The sequence below is a fragment of the Terrisporobacter vanillatitrophus genome, assembly GCF_051148895.1.
In the GTDB taxonomy this organism is placed as follows: domain Bacteria; phylum Bacillota; class Clostridia; order Peptostreptococcales; family Peptostreptococcaceae; genus Terrisporobacter; species Terrisporobacter vanillatitrophus.
Genome location: NZ_CP154625.1, coordinates 3,030,251 through 3,050,302 on the forward strand (window position 1 = coordinate 3,030,251; position 20,052 = coordinate 3,050,302).

14 protein-coding genes and 1 riboswitch are annotated in these 20,052 nt (G+C 28.5%); of the genes, 2 read left to right on the forward strand and 12 right to left on the reverse strand.

Translation table 11 applies throughout. The annotated features are described in order from the left end of the window. Window positions 1–341: 341 nt before the first annotated feature. The 5 genes from glyA to adhE all read right to left on the reverse strand — a co-directional run bounded on the left by glyA (window position 342) and on the right by adhE (window position 9,015). Window positions 342–1,598, reverse strand: a complete 1,257-nt coding sequence (gene glyA / locus TVTCOM_RS15000) for a serine hydroxymethyltransferase (protein WP_434797076.1) — start codon at window positions 1,596–1,598, stop codon at window positions 342–344. 303 nt (window positions 1,599–1,901) lie between these two features. Next, window positions 1,902–2,531 carry an HD domain-containing protein gene (locus TVTCOM_RS15005; protein ID WP_434797077.1) on the reverse strand — a complete coding sequence of 210 codons (630 nt, stop codon included), beginning with the start codon at window positions 2,529–2,531 and terminating at the stop codon, window positions 1,902–1,904. A gap of 58 nt (window positions 2,532–2,589) precedes the next feature. Then, window positions 2,590–4,239 carry a potassium/proton antiporter gene (locus tag TVTCOM_RS15010; RefSeq protein WP_434797078.1) on the reverse strand — a complete coding sequence of 550 codons (1,650 nt, stop codon included), beginning with the start codon at window positions 4,237–4,239 and terminating at the stop codon, window positions 2,590–2,592. A 344-nt stretch (window positions 4,240–4,583) separates the two neighbouring features. Next, window positions 4,584–6,212, reverse strand: coding sequence for an IS1182 family transposase (locus TVTCOM_RS15015; RefSeq protein ID WP_434797079.1), 1,629 nt, complete (start codon window positions 6,210–6,212; stop codon window positions 4,584–4,586). A gap of 160 nt (window positions 6,213–6,372) precedes the next feature. After that, window positions 6,373–9,015 carry a bifunctional acetaldehyde-CoA/alcohol dehydrogenase gene (adhE, locus tag TVTCOM_RS15020; protein ID WP_434797080.1) on the reverse strand — a complete coding sequence of 881 codons (2,643 nt, stop codon included), beginning with the start codon at window positions 9,013–9,015 and terminating at the stop codon, window positions 6,373–6,375. A 449-nt stretch (window positions 9,016–9,464) separates the two neighbouring features. On the opposite strand from adhE, the gene yidA reads away from it, so the two are divergent. Further along, window positions 9,465–10,283 (forward strand): sugar-phosphatase, encoded by an 819-nt coding sequence (yidA, locus tag TVTCOM_RS15025; RefSeq protein WP_434797081.1) that lies wholly within the window; start codon window positions 9,465–9,467, stop codon window positions 10,281–10,283. Between the two features lie 286 nt (window positions 10,284–10,569). Here the strand turns inward: yidA and TVTCOM_RS15030 are convergent, their stop codons facing one another. The 6 genes from TVTCOM_RS15030 to ade all read right to left on the reverse strand — a co-directional run bounded on the left by TVTCOM_RS15030 (window position 10,570) and on the right by ade (window position 16,659). After that, on the reverse strand, window positions 10,570–11,193 hold the full coding sequence (locus TVTCOM_RS15030; protein ID WP_434797082.1) for a PH domain-containing protein: 624 nt from the start codon (window positions 11,191–11,193) through the stop codon (window positions 10,570–10,572). 151 nt (window positions 11,194–11,344) lie between these two features. After that, window positions 11,345–12,151: a MetQ/NlpA family ABC transporter substrate-binding protein gene (locus tag TVTCOM_RS15035; RefSeq protein WP_434797083.1), complete on the reverse strand. Its 807-nt coding sequence runs from the start codon at window positions 12,149–12,151 to the stop codon at window positions 11,345–11,347. Window positions 12,152–12,274: 123 nt separating this feature from the next. After that, a riboswitch (SAM riboswitch) is annotated at window positions 12,275–12,380 on the reverse strand. A 91-nt stretch (window positions 12,381–12,471) separates the two neighbouring features. Then, on the reverse strand, window positions 12,472–13,104 hold the full coding sequence (locus TVTCOM_RS15040; protein WP_434797084.1) for an amino acid ABC transporter ATP-binding protein: 633 nt from the start codon (window positions 13,102–13,104) through the stop codon (window positions 12,472–12,474). Window positions 13,105–13,122: 18 nt separating this feature from the next. Further along, complete coding sequence (locus tag TVTCOM_RS15045) at window positions 13,123–13,734, reverse strand: amino acid ABC transporter permease (protein WP_434797085.1); 612 nt, start codon at window positions 13,732–13,734, stop codon at window positions 13,123–13,125. A gap of 52 nt (window positions 13,735–13,786) precedes the next feature. Continuing rightward, window positions 13,787–14,572 carry an amino acid ABC transporter substrate-binding protein gene (locus TVTCOM_RS15050; RefSeq protein ID WP_434797086.1) on the reverse strand — a complete coding sequence of 262 codons (786 nt, stop codon included), beginning with the start codon at window positions 14,570–14,572 and terminating at the stop codon, window positions 13,787–13,789. A gap of 353 nt (window positions 14,573–14,925) precedes the next feature. After that, window positions 14,926–16,659: an adenine deaminase gene (gene ade / locus TVTCOM_RS15055; RefSeq protein ID WP_434797087.1), complete on the reverse strand. Its 1,734-nt coding sequence runs from the start codon at window positions 16,657–16,659 to the stop codon at window positions 14,926–14,928. A 182-nt stretch (window positions 16,660–16,841) separates the two neighbouring features. On the opposite strand from ade, the gene TVTCOM_RS15060 reads away from it, so the two are divergent. Beyond that, entirely contained in the window at window positions 16,842–18,074 is a 1,233-nt protein-coding gene (locus TVTCOM_RS15060) for a GH25 family lysozyme (RefSeq protein ID WP_434797088.1), read from the forward strand. Window positions 18,075–18,669: 595 nt separating this feature from the next. Here the strand turns inward: TVTCOM_RS15060 and TVTCOM_RS15065 are convergent. After that, complete coding sequence (locus TVTCOM_RS15065; protein ID WP_434797089.1) at window positions 18,670–20,019, reverse strand: MATE family efflux transporter; 1,350 nt, start codon at window positions 20,017–20,019, stop codon at window positions 18,670–18,672. Between the last annotated feature and the right edge of the window lie 33 nt (window positions 20,020–20,052).

The window sequence follows — 20,052 nt, forward strand, 5'->3', positions numbered from 1 at the left end:
TGTTTTCTTTCTTATTATACCACAATTTCTTAATTCTCTAGCTTATCATCAAATACAATTTATTTTATTAAATCAGATTTAACACAATCTTATTTTTATACAATATTTTTAATTTATTAAACATTAATTTAAATATGAAAAATTTGCTTGATTCATAATTTCAAATAAGTGACTTACCTATTACTTCAGGTAACACTATTATCAAATTAATAAATTATAAAATTTTAACATATAAAAATGGTGCGCATGCATGTTAAGCTCACCATTTTTATGTTATATATTAATAATTTAAGTAAAAGGTCTATCTATAAAAATATACCTATTACTGCGAGAGGCTCTTTTTAGTCTTCAAAATACCCATCTGGATATAGAAGGAATTTTGAAATTAAATTTCTTGCTTGAACTTTACATTCTTTTAAAACATCTTCATTATATATATTATCTGCAACTTTTTCCATTATTTCAGCTATTTGAGAGATTTCAGCATGCCCAAATCCACGTTCTGATACTGCTGTAAGCCCTATACGTACACCACTTGTTACAAATGGACTTTCTGGGTCATTTGGAATAGTATTTTTATTTACTGTTATCCCTACGGATTCAAGCGCTTGGTCAAACTGTTTACCAGTTATTTTTTTATCTCTTAAATCAACAAGTACTGTATGGTTATCAGTTCCGCCACTTACTATTCTAAATCCTCTTGCTTCAAGTTCTTTTGCTAAATATTTAGCATTATCTAAAACTCTTTCCATTGTAGCGATAAACTCTGGCTCTCTTACTCTCTTAAACATATTTGCTTTTGCTGCAATACCATTTATTTGTATAGAACCAAGTGTTCCAGGGAAAGTAGATCTATTTAATGCTTTTGCATATTTTTCTTTACACATTACAAACCCACCTCTTGGGCCACAAATTGTTTTTGAACAAGAAGATGTACAGAAATCTGCATAAGGTATAGGTGAAGGAATTACACCAGCTCCTATAAGTCCTGATATATGAGCCATATCTACCATTAAATAAGCTCCAACTTTATCAGCAATTTCTCTCATTCTTTTGTAATCTATAAGTCTTGGATAAGCACTAGCTCCTGCTATTATCATTTTAGGCTCAAATGCTAATGCTTTAGCTTCAACTTCATCATAATTTATTGTTTCGCTTTCTAAATCTACACCATAGTGCTCATAATTAAATATTTTACTTACAAAATTTGCTGGTGAACCATGAGTTAAATGTCCCCCATGATCTAACCTCATGGCAAGTATTTTGTCTCCTGGGTCAAGTACAGCATTAAATACTGTATAGTTTGCAGTTGCTCCTGAATAAGCTTGAACATTTACATATTCACAACCAAAGGCTTCTTTAGCTCTCTCAATACATAAATTTTCCACTTCATCAGCATATTGTGAACCTGCTTGATATCTCTTACCTGGAAGGCCTTCTTCTGTTTTATTTACAAATACACTTCCCATAAGTTCCAATATTTCTGTTGGTGCAGAGCTTTCAGATGCTATCATTTCTATATTATATTTTTGTCTTTCTAATTCTTTTTCTACTATTGAATATAATTCTGGGTCAGTTATTTTTGTTGTTTTTAACATAATCATTTCCCCCTTAAAATATTATTAATATCTGAAAAAGCAATTAAGTTATTTTTATTCTAAGCACACTTAACTGTGTTCAATTATTTTTAATTAATTAAATTTCATTAATTAAATAGTAGTAACTTCTTTTATTTTTGTCAATTATATTTTATTTTTTTAAATACAATTAAACATTTTTCATATACAATTCTTAATTTTATACTTTTTTATAAACAAAAAAGTCTGTGATACTTTTTATAAAACAGACTTTTAAGATACATTTATATTAATTTGTGATTTTTTTCTTTTTTAATATTATAATTATTCTAGTTCCTGAAAATCTTTTAATGCATTTTTTAGATAAGCTTCTTTCAGTAAGTAATCTTCATTTACTGACCTTCCAAGAGCATCTGCCTTTGCCAACAGTATCAAATCCTGTGGACAAACTGACTTATTAAATAACTTTCGAGTACTTTTTAACCTGCTATTTTGATTTGCCAATTGATTTGGTTGCATGTGAAGTTCTACCATGTTTAGTACATAATCTCTAAATTCATTCTCTTCTTTTCTAGTTGTTCTATTTAAGAATTTCCTAGCTAATTTTAAGCCTGCTCTTTCATGATTATAAGAAATTATTTTTCCATCTTCTTTTGTTGTAGTTGTAATTACCTTTCCAAAATCATGACATAAGGCTGAATACATAAATCCAATGGGATTTTTAGCTTTATTCTTTAACTTTGCAGCCTCATCTACAACCATCTTAGTGTGATTAAATACATCACCTTCTGGATGATGTACAGGAGATTGAATTACCCCTACCAAATCACCTATTTCAGGAAATTTTATATCCAAATCATTATCATCTTTTAAACTCATAAAATATCTAGACGGTTTTTCATATGTTAATAGCACTTCTTCAAGTTCTTCTCGCATGTTTATATTTTTTGTCATAGTTTAAAATTTCCTCATTTATTCATTAATTTTGATTTGCAAACGTATCAATTTATACTTAATGATTGACCATATCTAATTTATCTATATCACTAATATCAGTTCCTGTTATTACTAATATATCATTAGAAAGTATTTCTGTAGAACCATTTGGAATAATTATTTCTCCTTTTCTCTTTATCATTACTACAAGAATTTCATCTGGTATATCCGCCTCCGCAATTGTTTTATTTGCAAAATTACTTTTAGCTCCCACAAATATTTCCATAAGTTTTGTACTCTTTCCTTCTTGATACATTCTCAAATTATCAAAATTGTTTCCTGTTACAACTAGTATATCTCCTGGAAGTATTTTTGTAGAACCATTTGGAACAAATACATCACCTTCTCGTTTTACCATTACTATAAGAATATCCTCTGGTATATTACTATCCATAATAGTTTTGTTTGCCAAATTACTATCTTCAGTAATTAATATTTCTATTAGCTTTGTGCTTTTGTTTTCTTTATAGTCATTAAAAGTTTTGAAAACTGAAGATTCATCATCTATTAAATCTAATTTTGATGCAACTTTGGGTATAAGAGTCCCTTGAATGGCGACTGAGAATAGTGCTATAAAAAATATAATATGATATATATCACTATAAATTGGAACTCCATAAGTTAGAGCAAATATGGCAAAAACAATGGATGCAGCTCCTCTAAGTCCTACCCAGGATATAAAAACTTGCTGTTTAAAAGGTATTTTAAACCAACTTAAAATACTAAATGTTGCTAGAGGTCTTGCTATAAATATCATAAATATAGATACTAAAGTTCCATTTAAAATTACATCAGACATTTTAGATGGATAAGAAAGTAATCCTAATAAGAAAAATAATATTATTTGCATAAGCCATGATATGCTGTCAAAAAATTCAAATAAACTTTTTTTATGAGGAATCTTACTATTCCCAATTACTATTCCCGTTATATATACACTTAAGTAACCATTTCCACCAAATAATTCACTTAATCCATAAGATAAAACTGCGATAGCTGTTACAAGTACGGGATAAAACCCTTCTATTTCAAAATCTATATGTCTTAATAAATATACAGTTAATTTTGATAATATAGCAGCCGATATAATTGCTACTACAATTTGATTAAATAACATTGGCAGTATACCTGAAGTTCCTTGATTAGACATTAACGAAAGTACAATTATAGTTAGCATATAAGCAAAAGGATCATTACTTCCACTTTCAACTTCTAATAGAGATGCAATTGAACCTTTTAGGTTTAATTTTCGTGAACGAAGTATAGAAAATACTGATGCTGCATCTGTAGATGCAACCACAGAACCTATAAGAAGACCTTCTAACAATGTGATCTTTAAGACTAAATGACAAAATATCCCTGTAAGTCCTGCTGTAATACCTACTCCTAAAGTTGCCATTAATATAGACGGGATTGCAACTGGCTTTGCCATTCCCCAATTTGTACCAAAACCACCAAAGAACATTATAAAAATAAGAGCTAAGGTGCAGATACTCTTTGTTAATTCAAGATCATTATAATCAATTCCAACTATTCCATCTGCTCCAAATAACATTCCAAGTACTATAAAGATCAAAAGTGTGGGCACCCCGAATTTATACAATGCTTTACTAGATGTAATGCATATTAATATTACAAGAGCACTTATAACCATCAAATTTATCATCTTATCACTCCTTTGCAATATAATTTTTATATTATTATACAATAACAACATACAAATTATAAGTTAATAGTTTATCAATTTAATTTTAACTTAATGTTAACATTAAATATCTTCTATTGTCAATTTTTGTACTTCTATATGAATATAATAATTAGATAAGATAATTTTATATACAAAAGAGGCTGTCGCATAAACGATTGAAAAATCGTTGGGCGATAGCTCCTTTTTACTTATTTAAAACTCAAAACTACTGAAAATAATTTTATTTCACTTATATTTACTAAAAATAAGCATGACAAATAAAGGTATTTGAAATACCGTTTTTTTAGCTATCTATATTAAAATTAAGCGATTTTCTTTAAAGGATGAAGGGATGTTTTACATTTTCCATTTTGTATTTTATTATGCAATTTATTTATGTTATAAGCCATTCCTAATAAAATACATTCCGCTAAAATATTTTTTTCACCTTTACATAAAAACCTTCTAAATTCCATGTTTTGTTTTATTTGAGCGAATGCTCCTTCGGCTTGAATACTTCTATTCATTCTTAGTTGAATACCTTCGGTACTCACTATTCTTTGTAAATTTCCTTTACGTTTTTCATTAAATACTTTTGAAATATTAAGTTTTTTAGTTCTATCTTCTAAAGGAGTTTTACAGTTATTTCCTTTAATGCATTTAGTTTTAAATTGACATCCTTTACAATCTTCGCACATATAACAAGTTATTTCACACTTGTATCCAGTTGTACTTTTTCTGGTTTTTGTGCTAGTAACAGTTAATTTCTTATTGTTTTTACATAGATAATAGTCATCTTTATCGTTGTAAGACATATTATCCATTCTACCAATATCATTTTTATATTTTCTTGTTTTACTAATTTCATAATTAGCTGGTTTTATAAATGATTGTTGTCCATTTTTTTCTAGATGTACATAGTTTTCTTCACTTTCATATCCTGAATCAGTTATTACTTTAGGATATTTAAAACTTAAATATGACTCTGCATTTTGTAAAAATGGTATTAGAGTAGTTGTGTCAGCTGGTTGAGGTCCTGCACTTATCCAGACTATATATTCAGAATCAACTCCAAACTGAACGTTGTAAGCAGGTTTTAATTGACCATTTTTCATATGATCTTCCTTCATTCTCATGAAAGTGGCATCTTTATCTGTTTTAGAGTAGCTATTACGTTCACCCATTATATGTAAATCTTTAGTGTATTTTTTTAATCTATCAATATAGCTATCTAATTCTTCAATAGATTTTTGAATAGGCGATTTTCTTTTACCTTTACCATAAACAAATACAACATCTTCTTCATTTGCTATTTTCTTAAGTTTTTTTAGTAATTTTTTTAGATGATGCATTTTGATTTTGTTTTTATAAATTAATTTGATACCAAAATCTTGTTCACATTTTAAAACGAAATTAGGTATTTTATCCATCATTTTTTGCATATTTTTTGTTACAGCTTTTTTCCAAACAAAAGTATATCTATTAGATGACGCTTCTATTTTAGTACCATCTATAAATATTGTTTCTTTTGAAATTTCATTTTTATCTGCAAGCATATTTGCTAATTGGGCAAGTAATTCTTCAGATACTGGTGCGAAATGTATACTACGAAATCTGGCAATTGTTGAATGATCTGGAGCGGAGGCTCCGCCTAAAAGATACATAAAATTAACATCTCTTTTGCATGCATTTTCTATTTTTCTTGAAGAATATAAGCTATTCATATATCCGTAAACAATGATTTTTAACATTTCTCTTGGGGTTATTGTATTTTCTCTAATTCGAGAATAAGTCTGATATAACTTTTCTAAATTCATCTCCTCTATAGTTTGACTTAATAACCTCACTGAATCATCTTTTGGAATTAAATAATCAATCTCTAGTGGTAATTTTAATTGATAATTATCACCATACTTAGTATAATCAATTTGTATAATATTTTGTTTGGTCATAAAATAATTATACAAAAATCCCAAGATCTTTTGAACTTGGGATTTATTTTTTATGCAAAAAGGGCATCGCCCTATTTTTTTAGTGCGACAGCCCCTCTTGCATTGCAGATAATATTAATTATAAGGTTATATTTTTAAGAAATCACTAATTAAACTATTTTTATACTAATGTTTTTTCTTCTTTTTTAGCTAGATATATATTCTTATATATATCATGTAATTCAGTTACTAATGGTAATCTTGGGTTAGCAGGAGTACATTGATCATCAAATGCATCTAAAGCTAATTTTTCAATTGCACCAAAGTAAGTTTCTTTTTCTATACCACATTCTTCTATAGACATTGGCATATTTAATTCTTTCATTAAGTTTCTAACAGCCTCAACTAAGCTCTTAACTCCTTCTTCAGTTGTATTAGCTTTTAATCCAAGAACTTTTGCTATTTCAGCATATTTCTTATCAGCTACGAAAGATTTATATCTAGGGAATGCAGCAAATTTAGTTGGCATTTGTGCATTGTACTCTATTACGTGTGGTAATAATATTGCATTAGCTCTACCATGTGGTATATGGAACTCAGATCCTAATTTATGAGCTAGTGAGTGGTTTATACCTAAGAAAGCATTGGCAAATGCCATACCTGCTATACAAGAAGCATTATGCATTTTTTCTCTAGCTTCTCTACCTTCAGCAGTGTGTCCACCTTTATATGATACTGGTAAGTATTCAAATACCATTTGTATAGCTTTCATTGCAAGAGCATCTGTGTAATCAGTAGCCATTATAGAAACGTAAGCTTCTATTGCATGAGTTAATACGTCAAGTCCTGTATCTGCAGTAACAGCAGCTGGTACAGACATTACAAATTGTGGGTCTATTATAGCCACGTCTGGAGTTAACTCATAATCAGCTAAAGGATATTTAACATTGTTTACTTTATCAGTTATAACTGCAAATGAAGTTACTTCTGATCCTGTTCCTGAAGTAGTTGGTATAGCTACCATTTTAGCTTTTCTTCCTAATTTAGGGAACTTGTAAACTCTTTTTCTTATATCAGCAAATTTAAGTCTTAAATCTTCAAAGTTTGCTTCTGGGTTTTCATAGAATAACCACATACCTTTAGCAGCATCCATTGCAGATCCTCCACCTAAAGCTATTATTGTGTCTGGTTGGAACTTTCTCATTGCTTCAGCACCATTTAATACAGTGTCTACTGATGGGTCTGGTTCTACATCAGCAAATACTTCTACCATTACTGGATTTCTTCTTTTTCTTAATTGATATTCTAATTTATCAGCATATCCAAGTTGAACCATCATTCTATCAGTAACTATCATTACTCTTTCAACACCTTCCATTTTTTCTAGGTATTGAATTGAATTCATTTCATGATATATTTTTTCTGGAATTTTGAACCATTGCATATTAACTCTCCTCTTAGTAACCTTTTTAACGTTTATTAAGTTTACAGCTGATACGTTATCTGTAGTTGAGTTGTTACCCATTGATCCGCATCCTAAAGTTAATGATGGAGTATTTACATTGTATAAATCTCCTATAGCCCCATGAGTAGATGGTGCATTTACTAGAAGTCTTCCTGTTCTTACTCTTTGAGAGAATTCTAAGATTACATCATCATTGTTTGAGTGTATAACAGCAGAGTGACCAAGTCCCCCAAATTCTGTCATATCAACACATCTTTGTACTCCCTCTTTTGCATCTTTAACTTTTATACAAGCTAGTACTGGAGACAATTTTTCTTTTGATAATGGGTAATCCATCCCTACGCCTTCTATTTCTGCCACTAAAATCTTAACATCTTTAGGAACTTCAAATCCTGACATTTTAGCTATTGTATATGGACTTTGTCCAACTATATTTGGATTTAATGTTTTAGTTTCTGGATTTATAACTGTTTTTTCTAATAATTCTTTTTCTTTTCCTTCTACAAAGTAGCAATTATAATGCTTAAGTAAAGCTACTACTTCATCGTATATACATTCTTCTATTATAACTGCTTGCTCAGAAGCACATATCATTCCGTTATCAAATGATTTAGATAATATTAAATCATTTACTGCTTGTTTTATATCAGCAGATTTTTCTATAAAGCAAGGTACGTTTCCTGCTCCAACTCCAAGTGCTGGTTTTCCTGCAGAGTAAGCAGACTTAACCATTCCAGGTCCTCCTGTTGCAAGTATTAATGATACTCCGTTATGTTTCATTAATGCACTAGATGCTTCTAATGATGGAGCTTCTATCCATTGAACACAGTTTTCTGGTGCTCCAGCTTCTATAGCTGCATCTCTTAATATTCTAGCTGCTTCTGCAGAACATTTTTGAGCTGATGGATGGAATGAGAATATTATTGGATTTCTCCCCTTCATAGATATTAATGTTTTGAACATTGTAGTTGAAGTTGGGTTTGTAACAGGAGTTACCCCAGCTACTACACCTATTGGTTCAGCAACCATCATATATCCATCTTCTTCATTTTCTTCTATCACTCCAACTGTTTTTGTGTATTTTATACTATTATAAATATATTCTGTTGCAAACATATTTTTAGTTACTTTATCTTCAAAAATTCCTCTTCCAGTTTCGTTTACTGCAAGTTGAGCAAGTTCTATGTGTTTATCAAGTCCAGCCTTAGCCATAGCTGCTACTATTTTATCTACTGCTTCTTGATCTAACTTTAACATAGCTTCTTTAGCTATAGTTGCCTTCTCCACTAATTCATTAATCATGCTTTCAACATTTACTTCTTGGTTTACAACTTTAACTTTTTTTGTTTCTTTACTCATTTCAAAACTCCCCCTATATAATTATAATGTCAATAAACTTTGTTATATTTTTAACAACTTTCTATACTACATATAATAAATTATCTTGTTTCAACTGTCAATATTTTTGTTAAATTTTTATCAAATTAATATATAAAATTAAATCAATATATATATAATCTCACCCAAAAGCGCTTGTATACTTATTCGGAAATATTATATTTTTAATTATTAAAAATAAGCTAATTACTAACATTAATGCATTTATATAGTTTATTTTTTAACAATTAATTGTATCGCAATGAATTTTTATTGAATTTAGTAATAAAAACTTTTAAACTATATATTGTCCTTAAAAATTACTACTAATAAATTTCAATATTAATATTATCCAAAACTATTAATTTATTAATTTATTAATATAGTTATTTAAAGATAATTTACATTTTTAACATGCAACAGGAGGATTTATGAATTACAAATTAATCGCATTAGATATTGATGGAACTTTAATCAATAGTTCACACCAACTTACAAAAGGTGTAAAAAAATCTATAAAAAAAGCAAAAGAAAAAGGTGTTAAAGTGGTTTTATGCACTGGCAGACCATTAAAAGGTGTTGAAAAATTCATAGATGAGTTAAGTCTTAAAGAAGAGGGAGATTATGCTGCTACTTTCAATGGCGCTTTAGTTCAAGATACCTTTACTAAAAATCCTGTATCTCACTTAACACTAAAATATGAAGACTTAGTAGATTTATATAATCTAAGCCTTGAAGTTGGATCTAGAAGTCATTTTTATGATACTAAAACACTTTATACTTTTAATAAAGATATAAGTGATTACACAATATTAGAATCTCATTTGACTGGTGTTCATTTAAACGTTACCACACTAGATGAAGTTCCAAAAGATATTGCCATGTCTAAATTCATGATGATAGACCATCCAGAAATATTAGATAACTGTATAAAAAAAATACCTAAGGAATACTACGAAAAATATACTATAGTAAGAAGTACTCCTTCATTTTTAGAGTTCTTAAATCCAAATGCCAATAAAGGCAATGGAATTTCACTCCTTGCTCAAAAACTTGGCATAAAAAAAGATGAAATAATCTGTGTTGGAGACGCAGAAAATGATAGACATATGATAGACTATGCAGGACTTGGAGTTGCCATGGGAAATGCCACAGAAGAAATAAAAGACTTAGCAGACTATATCACTCTTTCTAACGATGAAGATGGAGTTGCTCATGTTATAAATAAATTCATACTAGAAGAAAGATAATTTTCAAAGTATCTACTTTTATAAGTTTTAGTAGCTAGACTACATGATATTAACATTGCAGACTCTTTTGATGTCATGACTAATAATAGACCTTACAAAAATACAAAAAGTAAAAATGAAGCTATAAAAGAACTTCAAAGATGCTCAGGAACACAGTTTGATTCTACTTTAGTACATTATTCATAGAATATATTAATGATATAGAGGAGTAACTCCCCTATATCATTTTTGTTTTTATAATATTTTAAATAAATCTCTATAGTACTTTTAGATTAATTCTACTTAATTAATTATTTATATATTTTTCAAATACATATCCGAAATCTTTATTATTATAATTCTCTCTTATATCACTCATCCAACTAAAATTAAACTTAGTAATTTCCTCTATCATATTGGCAGTATTACCCTCAATACGAGATCTACTTACAGCATCATTGGCCATGTCTAAGCTTTTCATTCCATATTCATAAGACTGTCTATTTTTATGTTGGATTTTTCCAATTTCAAATAAAGCTTTATATAAATCTTTTAATTGTTCTATTTGTTTTTTATCAACATCTATACTGAAATAATTATCTGCAAAGCTAAATTTTATTTCAACGTCTAAATCTACTGTTCCTGCCGTTTCTAGCATTACTGAATGAACATTTTCACTACGAAACTCATGTCTTTTTACTACTCTTTTTTTACTTACAGCAGATGCACCATCCACATGTATTAATCCTCTATTTGTAAATATATACTCATCTGATTTTGATTTTATAACAAAGTAGATTTTCTCTCCATCTTCGTTCATTATATAATCATCTCCATCAACTTTATTAAAGTCCTTTGGATCTATTATTTTGCCTATATCAGATAAACCTAATGTATCTGCTGCCATTTTTCCAAATATATTTCCTGCCATATTGTCCTCCAAGTTATTTGATTTTTTAATACATTTATATTATATCACGTTAAAATTTCTATTCAATCATGATAATTTTAGCATTACCTATGGCGAAAATTTCATGGAAATGCATTATTTTATATATTTCATTTATACAAATATGTTTACTTTAAAATACAGGTATTACAATTCCATTATATTTAGATTCTATAAGTTCTCTGCATTTATCAGATGTAAGAACTTCCTCTAGCACTTTTATTTTTTCGCTATTCTTGTCTTCTATTCTATATGCAAGTAAATTAGCATATTCATCATTTATCGGTGCTGTATAAATTCCATCTTCCTTTGCACTAAGTCCTGCAGGTATAGCGTAAGTTGTATCAACAAATCCAGCTGTAACATCTTCTAATGATGGAGGGATTTGGGCAACATCTAATTGAACAAATTCTAAATTTTTCGGATTTTTAGTAATATCATTCACTCCAACTATATCACCTTCTCTTAGAGTTATTAATCCTTCACCCTCTAAATATCTTAAAGATTTTGATGCTGAAGCAGCATTATCACTTATGGCAATTTTGTCTCCACTTTTAAATTCATCAATAGAATTTATTTTCTTAGAATATAATACTCCTGGACAAACATATAGTTTAGATCCTGCCATTATTTTATATCCCTTACTTTTTACTGCCTCATCTAAATAAGGCTTATGTTGAAATAAATTTGCATCAATTTCTCCATTATTTAATGATTCATTGGGTAGTACATAATCATTAAAGGTTACAACTTCTAACTTATATCCTTTTTCTTCTATAAGTGGTTTTAACTCTTCTAATAATTCTCCTCCAGGAACTAATGTAGCCCCTACTTTAATTGTATTATCATCTTTAGATTCAGGTGATGAATTTGAGCATCCAACTAACGATGCGCATAGTACTGCACTTAGTGCTAAGTTTAATAATTTTTTTAATTTCATAATAATGTTCCCCCTTAAATTTGTAGTAAAATAAAAATCTCTGTAGCTCCTCCATTACTTGAAATTTCATTCACATAAAACAAAAAAACTTGAGCATAAACTCAAGTTTTAATAACGAATTTATACTTATCTTTCAGTAAATATACTGCAGGATTTAGCACCATGTATATAAAAATATACTGGTTGCCGGGTTTCATAGGGCCAGTCCCTCCACCACTCTAGATAAGAGATATTTATTTTTTAATTTGATAATTATCATATCACCATTCTTTTTTAAAGTAAATTATATAATTAAATTTTTATATTTTTATTTTTCAACATCAATTTCCTATTTTTATTATTTTGTCTTTAATATTATTAGCAAATCCTATATCATGAGTTATTATTAAAATTGCCATACCTTTTAATTTTAAATTTCTTATTATTTTTGAAATTTTCTCTATTGAATCCACATCTAAGGCTGATGTTGGCTCATCAAAACAAAGTACTTTTGGTGTTAATGCACAAGCTCGTGCTATTGCAACTCTTTGACATTGTCCTCCAGATAATTCATAAGGATAAGCATTTATTTTGTCTTCTAAATCTACCATTTTTAAAATTTCTTTTGCTTCTTTTATTGCATTTTCTTTCGACTTTTTCAATACATTTACTGGAGCTGATATTATATTTTCTAAAACCGACATATGTGGAAATAAATTAAAATTTTGAAATACCATTCCTGTTTTATTTCTATTTTTTAATATGTGATTTTTATCTTTCATTACACAATTATCTACTATTATTTCTCCATCATCAAAATCTTCAAGACCATTTATACATCTAAGAATTGTAGTTTTTCCTACGCCTGATTTTCCTAAAAGTACGCATACTTCTCCACTATTTACTTCAAAACTTATATTATCTAGTACTTTATTATCTCCAAAGGATTTAGTTAAATTTTTTACTTGTAACATAATTTTTCTCCCATCTTTTTATCTATAATACGCATACTTATTTTCAATTTTTTTGAACATAATTGTTAAAATTCCAATTAAAACTAAATACACTGCCCCGGCTTCTATTAAAGGAGCTATACTTGCCTGTTGATTTTGTGCTATTTGAGCAATTCTCAATATATCGTTTAATCCTATAGCATAAACTATAGCAGTGTCTTTAATTAAAGTTATTACTTCATTTGACATGGCAGGTAATACTCTTTTTATAACTTGTGGGAAAATTATTTTTCTGTACATTTCAAATTTACTAAATCCTAGTACAAAAGCTCCTTCATATTGACCTTTATCTATAGATTGAATTCCTCCTCTAAATATTTCAGCAAAGTAAGCCGCATAGTTTAGTGAAAATGCTACGATTACTGCATCAAATCTATCAAATATTATTCCCATTAAAGGAAGACCGAAAAATACAAATACAAGTTGTAATAATAATGGTGTTCCTCTCATAATTAATATATATAAATTTGATATCTGACTTATTATTTTATTTTTAGATAATCTTAAAAAAGCTATCGTAATTCCAAGTGGTACTGATATTATCAAAGTTATAAAAAACACTGATAATGTAATTTTTAATCCTTCTAACATGATAAAATTTCCTCCTTGTATTTCTTACTCCATATCTATTAATTTTTATATTTTACTCAGTTTTTCCAAACCATTTGTTATAAATTTCATCAAAAGTTTTATCTTCTTTTATTTCATTTATTGTCTTATTTATCTTATCTCGAAGCTCAGTATCATCTTTTCTAAATGCAACAACATAGTCTTCTGTTCCAAAATTGTCATCTAAAATTTTATATTTTTCTTCACCTTTTTTACTTATATAATATTTAACTAAAGTTTCATCTCCAACTATGGCATCTATTCTTCCTGCTTCTAAATCTCTAAAAACCTTATCGAAAGTATCATACAAAATTGGTGAACCATCTAAGCTATTTAGTATTTCTGTATCTTTTTCTAAAGCTTCTTGTCCCGCAGATCCTTGTTGAGTACCTACTATTTTACCTTTTAAATCTTCTTTATTTTTAATTGATGAATCTTTTAAAGTTACTATAAGCTGACTATTTTTCATATATGCATCTGTATAAGCAACTTTTGCTTTTCTTTCTTCAGTTAATGAATATCCATTCCATATGGCATCTATATTTCCTGAGTTTAATTCAGTTTCTTTCATTGACCAATCTATACTTTGGAATTTCACCTTCATATTTAATCTTTTAAAAGTTTCTGTAGCTAAATCCACATCAAAGCCTACTGTATTTCCATTATCATCTAAATATCCCATTGGAAAGTACGTATTATCATACCCTATTACTATCTCATTATCATTTGAAGCTACATCTTTTTTATTACATCCTACTACCCCTATCATAATTGCTAAAACTGCTAATCCCATTGTTAATTTCTTTAATACTTTTTTCATTTCTTTCTCCTCCTAATAATTTAATTTTTCTTTATTAATTATTGCAATAAAAAAACCACATAGGCTAATACCTATGTGGTTAATATTTGTAATATATATTCCACCATAGATACAAGCCTTTTTACAACACTAAAAGGGCTTGTATCTATGAATTAAGTTTCATAATTTACAATCCCTTGGTTCTATGATGGTGATGATGAAGTTGTATATTTAATTTTATTGTAATTGTTGAATTTTTCATAACACCATTTCTCCTCTTCTTAATTTTTGTTTGTTTAAATTAATTATTTTTATTTGTAATTTATAGTAATATAATTATTCAAAATTGTCAAATGTTTTTTATTTATTTCTTTTTATTTCGATACTATATCCATAAAATCAAAATTCTCCACGTCAAATAATCCTTTATCTGTGAGTTTTATATTCGGTATTACTGGAAGTGCTAAAAATGCTAAAGTCAAAAATGGATCTATATCTTTACTAACTTTTAATGAATTATACGCTACATCTATCAATTTACTAAATCTTGAGTTAACATACTCTATATCTTTATCACTCATTAAACCACCAATGTTTAAAGATAAGCTTTCTAAAATTTCATTGGAAGATGAAATTGCTATTCCTCCATCCATACTTATAACTTTGTTCACAGCATTTACTATATCTTCATCATTATCGCCAACAACTATAATATTATGAGAATCATGAGATATAGTCGTTGCTATAGCTCCATTTTTTAATTTGAAGTTTTCTAATAAACCTATACCTATATTCCCTGTATTTTTGTGTCTTTCTATTACTGCTAACTTTAATATATCTTTTTCATTGTCATATTCAAACTTATTATGAACAATATTAACTTTAGCTTTTGATTTTTCAGTTATTAAGCTATGAGGCTTTAATGAAATAATATTTACTACTTCTTCTCCATTTTCTTTTTTAAAATATATTTGTATATCTTCTTTATCAATTTTTGAAAGATGAACAGTTTTTAATACTTTAGAAAGATCTTTTTCTTTAGTTGTGAATAAAGGCATTTTTTCTTTTCCTACCAACTTTCCATCTTTATAAACTTCTTCTATATTAAAGTTTTCTAAGTTATCAAATACGATTATATCTGCCTTATATCCTGGAGCTATGGCTCCCACATCCTTTAAATTATAACAATTAGCTGGATTTATAGTTGCCATTTGTATTGCTGTTATTGGATCTATTCCATTTTTTATTGATAATTTAACATTGTAGTCTATATGACCTTCTTTTAATAAATCTTCTGGGTGTTTATCATCCGTGCATAATAAAATTCTTTGATAGTTATATTGGTTAACACCATTTATAAGGTTTTTAAGATCTTTAGTTGCTGATCCTTCCCTTATCATAACATACATACCTAGTCTTAATTTTTCCAACATTTCCTCTTTTGTTGTACATTCATGATCTGTGTTTACTCCACTTAAAACATATGCATTTAAACCTTCTCCATTTATACGAGGAGCATGGCCATCTACATTTTTTTTGTTTTTGCAAGCTAAATTTAACTTATCCATTACATCTTTATCTTTATATATAACACCAGGATAATTCATCATTTCACCTAAACCTAAAACCCTTGGATGATTTATATATTTTTCCAAATCATTAGCCTTAAGAACTGCTCCTGAATTTTCAAAATTAGTTGCTGGTACACATGAAGGTAGCATCACATATGTGTTTAAAGGTAATTCTTCACTTGAATTTAATATATATTCTATTCCATCAAGACCACAAACATTAGCTATCTCGTGTGGATCTGTGATTATAGTTGTGGTTCCCCTTGGTACTATAGCTTTTGAAAACGCTCCTGGTGATAACATAGATGACTCAATATGAACATGGGAATCTATAAGCCCCGGTGCTATATATTTCCCCTTTAAGTCTATATTAGTATTTCCTGTATATTCTCCAATTCCTACTATTATCCCATCATGTACTGCCACATCCCCAGTTACAATTTCATGTGTAAATACATTAACTATATTTGCATTTTTTAATACTAAATCTGGATTTTTATTTTTCATTGATCTGTCTATTAATTCACTAATGTACATAATACTCTCCCAACTATCAAATATTTTTTAAATCCTATAATATCATATTTATATTCATAGTCAAGTTTTTTATTAAAACATTTTTTCTTTCATACAATTATTTCTCTTAACTATTTATTCGTCTATAATATATTTATACATATTTGTAAAATTATGTAATTTTATAACAAGGGGATATATTTATGAGGAATTCAACAAAAAAATTTTTAGCCATTTTTATAGCTAGTATAATTAGCCTTTGTAGCTTTCAAAATTTAAGTTATACTTTTGCTGCAGAAAACTCTGTACTCGCTAAGGGATATGTTCATGTTACATCTGCACCTGACAAACTAAATGTTAGGTCTAAACCTTCTACATCTGAACCCATAATAGGAACTATCGATCACGGAAAACTAGTAAACATAATAGACAGTGTTACAAAAATTACTCAAGTCTATGACAAAGATAGTAATTCTTATACTAATGTGGTAACAGATCCCTGGTATAAAATATCTTACTCTAAGGGTTATGGATATGTTTCTGCTGATTATAATTACGTCAAATTATCAGATGAAGACAATCCTTATCAACCTAGTAATAGTACTGCTGTAAAAGGAGTAGATGTAAGCTATCATCAAGGAGATATTGACTGGGAAAAAGCAAAAAATTCTGGTGTCAAATTTGCTATTATTCGTGCTGGAAGTGGAACCAAAGAAGATATTAAGTTTAAAGCAAACATAGAAGGTGCTTTAAATGCTGGAATGGAAGTTGGCGTTTATTGGTTTTCCAATGCTTATACTGTTAATAGTGCAAAAGATGAAGCTGAAAAATGCATGGAAGTAATTTCACCTTACAATAATGAATTATCTTTTCCTGTTTTCTTTGACTACGAAGAATACACTATAAAATCGGCACAAGATAATGAAGTTAATCTTAGTCTTAGTTCAGTATCTAATATTTGTGAAACATTTTTATCTAAATTAAAATTAAATGGATACAAATGCGGCATATACACAAACAAAACCGTATCAAAATTCTATATTAGTGATAATCTAAGAAATTCCTACGATTTTTGGATAGCTCAGTATAATGATAAATGTACTTACTGGGGTAAATATACCATGTGGCAATATAGCAAAAGCGGAAAAGTTGATGGTATAAATGGTAATGTGGACTTAAACTATTACTATAAAATTAACCCTATAAATATTTCAAATGTTACTATAAATTCTATTTCAAATCAAAAATATACGGGTAATAAAATTACCCCAAGTATAAGCATAAAGTACAATAATAAAACCTTAGTAAAAAACAAAGATTATACTCTATCATTGGAAAATAATACATCTGTAGGAACTGCAACTGCCACTATAAAAGGTAATGGAAACTACACAGGAAAAAAAAAATCACTTTTAAAATTGTTCCTAAGACTGTAACAAATGCTAAAATTTCAAGTGTTACTTCTTCAAGTATAAAACTAAGCTGGTCAAAAGTTTCAAATGCTGACGGATATAGAATTTATAGATCTACTAGTAAAAATGGCACTTACATTAAAGTAAAAGATATTACTAAAAATTCTATTTTAAGCTATACTGACTCTAGTTTATCTAGTAATAAGAGCTATTATTATAAAATAAGATCATTTAAAACTTCAAAGAAAGAAAAATACTATGGCTACTATTCAAACATAATAAATGGAGAAACAAATTTATCTACACCTTCAGTAAAATTATCAACTCCAAAAAGTAAAAGCATAAAAGTTTCTTGGAATAAAATTTCTGGGGCTAAAGGCTATGAAGTTTATAGATCCACTAGTAAAAAAGGAAAATATTCAAAAACGACTACAAGCAACTTAAGCTATACCAATAAAAATCTAACTAAAAAGAAAACTTATTACTATAAAGTAAGAGCATATAAAGTAGTCAATAACAAGAAAGTTTATAGCTCTTATAGTTCTATAAAATCCATTTCTGCCAAATAATTAAATCATAAAAATAAAAACATATTTTCAAAGGAAAAAGGTATTGCTTATTAAGCAATACCCTCTTTATTTTTATTTTCTATTTTTTTCATTTTTCTATAATAAGCTATCATAAGTGGTACAGCAGCTGCTATCCAAGCTACAGGATCCGATAAACAAATACCTGTAAATCCTATAAACTTTGGTAATGTAAATGCCACTATACTTCTTGCCACTAGTTCATAAACTCCTGCCATCATGGGTACAAAAGACTCTCCCATACCTTGAAGTACATTTCTATATACAAATATAAATCCTAGTGGTATAAAGAATACTGCAGAGTAATTAAATACTTGTTGCGCGTATCTAAATATTTCAGGAGTTGGATTTTCCATAAATAAAGTCACAAAATATTTTCCAAGGAGTATAAGAATAGCTCCTGCTATTAAACTGGTAACTATTGATACTTTATTCATTATCTTCATACCATTTTTAATTCTATCGAACCTACCAGCACCTAAGTTTTGCCCTGCATAAGTTGCTATTGTCACCCCAAATGAAATTGATGGTTGCATAACAAGTTGAAGCACTTTTGATGATGCTGTATAAGATGCTATTACAATTGATCCAAATACGTTTATAGCACTTTGCACTATTATAATTCCAACAGCTGTTACTGAAAATTGTAACCCCATAGGTACACCAATCTTCAAATGCTTTGTATAATAGTGTGACTCAACTTTAAAATCTTCTTTTTTAAGCCTTAACACTTGAAACCTTTTATAACTATAAATCAAACATAGAACTGCTGAAAATCCTTGAGCAATATTAGTAGCATAAGCTGCTCCTGATACACCCATTTTAAAATTAATTATAAATACCAAGTCTAAAATAACATTAAGAATAGATGAAATTATTAAAAAATACAGTGGTGTTTTACTATCGCCTAGAGCTCTAAGTATTCCTGCCGCCATATTATAAAGAGCCTGAGTTATTAATCCTGCAAAAATTATTGTTATATATGCGTTTGCATTATCAAAAATATTTTCTGGCGTATTCATCATTCTAAGAAGAGGATTTTTTACTGCTAAAGCTACTACCGTCATTAAAAGAGTTGAAATTAATGTTAATATAATATTACTTGCTACAGCTTTTTTTACACCTAATTCATCTTTCGCTCCGAATTTTTGAGAAACTAATACTCCAAATCCACTAGTTAGACCTAGTATCATACCATTTACCAAAAAGAACATAGATCCAGTAGAACCAACTGCTGCCAGTGCATCTACCCCTACAAATCTCCCAACTATAATTGTATCAACCATGCTATACAATTGTTGAAACACATTTCCAATTAATAAAGGTATGGAAAAAAATATGAAAATTTTCAAAGGACTCCCATTAGTCATATCATTAGTCATATATTTATTTCTCCTATCTTTATTTATTTTTCT